1 protein-coding gene is annotated in these 1,053 nt (G+C 41.6%); it reads left to right on the top strand.

The genetic code is table 11. The features are described from left to right. The first annotated feature begins 555 nt into the window (after positions 1-555). Complete coding sequence (locus tag KIV40_RS30835) at positions 556-702, top strand: hypothetical protein (protein WP_285353098.1); 147 nt, start codon at positions 556-558, stop codon at positions 700-702. The last annotated feature ends 351 nt before the right edge of the window (positions 703-1,053 follow it).

Raw genomic sequence — 1,053 nt, 5'->3', positions numbered from 1 at the left:
CATCGCCACAAGCCTTTATGGTAGTGCCGATTGTGGGCGCGTTCTTTATCGATATCGTGAACCTGATTATCCTACAAGGCTATATCTCGTTTGTCGGTTAACCCATTGATGATGAGATAATCCGTTTTAAAGTGAATAGCTCCACGCTGATCGTGGAGCTTTTTTTATGGGTTGCGTTTATGTACTTGGGAGAAAGTAAGCATTGAGCTTACAGGCACTTACAACAGAATTTCGCTAGCCGTGTTACCTTCTAATCTCATTAGATTTGTAACTCGGAATCGCTCTTCTTGAGTTAGTTTTTGGGCTGTTCGGCTTGGGTTTGAACAGCCCATTTTTTTATCTTTCATTTTTTCTCATCGAAAATTAAGTGTTAAATTGAAGTTGTAAGTGGTGTGTTTTTTAAGGATGTTTTTGGATTATTGTGAGTTGAATCACCTATTGCTTGGGTCGTTCCACTTGTTTACGCAGAGCATTTCCTATAAGTTTGCCTCTTAATTTTTGATATTTAATTATCGAAAATCAAAAGAAACACTTACGGATTTATTGGATACACGCATGTTGAACTTAACGATCGGACAAGAATTGGCTGGTATTTATACCCCAATCACAGTCGCAGACTGGGAATGTCCACAGCTAAAATCTATCCACAAAGAGCGGTCTACCTTGGGATTTAGTTTGTTCCAAGGGCAGGCAGGACTTTAACTATAGAATGATCGCACTTACACACTTCTTCTATATCTAACGCGTTACCCCTCTCCCTCAGAGCCTTTCGGCCAATCAATAACAACAAACTGAATCTCTTCCTAAATCGTCCCTGACGAGGCTTTCGCACGTCTGGGTTTTTTAATGGCCACTAGGCCATGAAAGCAGAGATTTGACCAAATGAAACAAACAATTATCTCACTAGTTCTGGCAGCTATCACGACAACCTCATTCGCGGCAGACAAAAGTGGAACGACTCTCGGCCTTGGTTTGACCCACTACACGCAAGACTTAGGCTCTGCCTTATCCTTGCTTGGCGAGGAGAATACTTATCACCTCAAAGGCGATTAC

The organism is Vibrio sp. D173a, assembly GCF_030248475.1.
This window is presented reverse-complemented; position numbering and strand designations above follow the sequence as displayed.

Bases quoted from the DNA above. Each gene is read 5' to 3' on its own strand.
- KIV40_RS30835 (WP_285353098.1), top strand. From the start codon at position 556: ATGTTGAACTTAACGATCGGACAAGAATTGGCTGGTATTTATACCCCA.